This window comes from Paenibacillus sp. A3 (assembly GCF_001399685.1).
In the GTDB taxonomy this organism is placed as follows: Bacteria; Bacillota; Bacilli; order Paenibacillales; family NBRC-103111; genus Paenibacillus_G.
In genome coordinates this window covers 1-1,727 of record NZ_JTHN01000317.1, presented here as the reverse complement: position 1 = coordinate 1,727, position 1,727 = coordinate 1, and the positions used below count along the sequence as shown (strand labels likewise).

Here is a 1,727-nt window from a genome sequence, read left to right as displayed (position 1 = left end):
TAGGCTTGGAAAGGAGGCGCGTTCTGCCATGAAGCTCAGCAAGGAACTGCTGAAAGGAAGCACCGGCACGATGATTCTTACGCTGCTCGGGCGGCGCAATATGTACGGGTACGAGCTGATCAAGGAGCTGGAGAAGAGCTCGGGCGGAATATTTTCGCTGAAGGAAGGGACGCTGTATCCGATTCTGCACGGCATGGAGGCGGAGCGCTGGGTCGAAGCGTACTGGGAAGAGGCGCAAGGACGGCAGCGCAAATACTACCGCATCACCGAAGCCGGCAAGCGGTATCTTCAGGAGAAAACGGCGGAGTGGAAGCAGTTCCGCGACGCGGTCGATCTCGTCTTGGGGGAGGGAAAAGCATGATCCGTGAGCACGAGAACGTGCGGGATTATTTGAGCAGCGTTTGCTCGCAGATTCGGGCGAGAGAGCTGCATAAGGACATCCGGCGGGAGCTGGAAAGCCACTTGGAGGAGCTGGTACTCGACAAGGAAGCGGAAGGCGCGAGCCGGGAGGAAGCGGTCGCCTGGGCGATTCGGCAGATGGGCGACCCGGTAGCGGTCGGCAGGGAATTGCATCGCATTCACAAGCCGCGGATGCATTGGGGCTTGCTGCTCGGCTTGATCGCCTTTCTGGGGCTGGGGGTCTTTGCGATGTACAGCATTGAATCGAGCTATGCGGCGATGCGTTCCAACGGCCTCGACGGAGTTGGTTTCGCAATCCGTACAATGTTTTTCATCGCGCTAGGACTGCCGGTTTTATTGCTGTTTTATTTTATGGATTATCGGAAGCTGAAGGCTTGGTCGCTCTTTATGTATGGGGTTGCCGGCGTTGGTATGGTTTGTACTATACTGTTCGGGCAGAAGGTGAATGGGGCGAGAAGTTATTTTGCGTTTGGAAGTTTCGTGGTGGATTGGACGGTTATCAGCTCCTATTTATTTATGGCTGCGGCGGCTGGCCTGCTCCTCGATTGGCGGGGGCAGAAGCGTAATTTTTGGCTGAAATCGATGCTTGCTTTTGTTCTCGTACCGGTCATGCTCTATATTATGGTGCCTTCGTTACCGACGATTCTATTTTATCTGGTAAGCTACGGGATCTTATGCAGCGTCGTTACCCGTAAATGGTGGCTTGCGCTGCTGCAAACGGGAGGAACACTGCTTCTTCTGGGTGGAGCGTTCTTGATCCGGTATTACTTGAGTCAGCGAGTGTTAGCCTTTCTCAATCCCGATAGAGATCCTTCGGGCGCGGGGTATATGTACATCCAGATGAGAGAGGCTCTGAACAGCGCCGGCTGGTGGGGCCACGGATTCGGGGCGGTCAATCCGAAGCTGCCGTATGTACATGGTGAACTGATTTTTACTTATCTTGTCTACAGCTTCGGTTGGGGCGTTGGTATCGCGGTTGCAGGCGCCGCCGTTTATTTCGTGACTCGGATGCTCCATTCGATAGGGCAGGTCCGCGAGCGCTACGGCAAAATGCTGATCGTGGCCGCCACTTCCATCCTCGGGGCGCAATTCGGCTACTGCATCGGCATGTCGCTAGGCCTGCTGCCGATTACCTCGGTTGTTCTTCCGTTTGTCAGCTATGGCGGCACCCACACGCTGGTCGAGATGGCGGTCATCGGCCTCGTTCTCGGCATTTACCGGCGGAAGGATATGATCCGCCTCGGCAGGACCTTTTGACGGCAAAAAAGACGCCAGTCGCACCCCGCACAGCGGGACGATGGCGTCTT

General features: G+C 55.9%; 2 protein-coding genes. Both read left to right on the top strand.

Features of this window, described 5'->3' with window-relative positions; translation table 11 throughout:
- The first annotated feature begins 28 nt into the window (after positions 1 to 28).
- Positions 29 to 361: a PadR family transcriptional regulator gene (locus tag QJ48_RS33895; RefSeq protein ID WP_054977689.1), complete on the top strand. Its 333-nt coding sequence runs from the start codon at positions 29 to 31 to the stop codon at positions 359 to 361.
- Positions 358 to 1,677 (top strand): FtsW/RodA/SpoVE family cell cycle protein, encoded by a 1,320-nt coding sequence (locus tag QJ48_RS33890; RefSeq protein WP_054977688.1) that lies wholly within the window; start codon positions 358 to 360, stop codon positions 1,675 to 1,677. The genes QJ48_RS33895 and QJ48_RS33890 overlap by 4 nt, the downstream gene beginning before the upstream one ends.
- Positions 1,678 to 1,727 lie beyond the last annotated feature (50 nt).